At 70.7% G+C, this 276-nt stretch carries 1 protein-coding gene; it reads right to left on the bottom strand.

The genetic code is table 11. The features are described from left to right. Nucleotides 1–276: alpha-galactosidase (locus tag ACSNOK_RS34125; protein WP_436784614.1), on the bottom strand; the 276-nt coding region annotated here is incomplete at both ends.

Genomic DNA, 276 nt, shown 5'->3' with positions numbered 1-276 from the left:
GTGTACACCCTCCGCGCGTCCCGGCCGCCCCCGTAGACGCCCGCTTCCGTGAAGGACCGGTTGAAGTCCCACTTGAGGAAGTCGACGCCGTTGCCGTCGACCGTGTCGCGCAGCCACTCGTACGCCCAGTCCGCCACCTCGGGCCGGGAGAAGTCCAGGACGAGCTGGTGGCGCAGCTCGGTGGCCGAGCGGTCGGGCAGGTGCAGCACCCACTCGGGACGCCGCCGGTAAAGGTCGCTGTCGGCGCTGACCATCTCCGGTTCCACCCACACGCCG

This window comes from Streptomyces sp. URMC 126 (assembly GCF_051386555.1).
Classification (GTDB): Bacteria; Actinomycetota; Actinomycetes; order Streptomycetales; family Streptomycetaceae; genus Streptomyces.
This window is presented reverse-complemented; position numbering and strand designations above follow the sequence as displayed.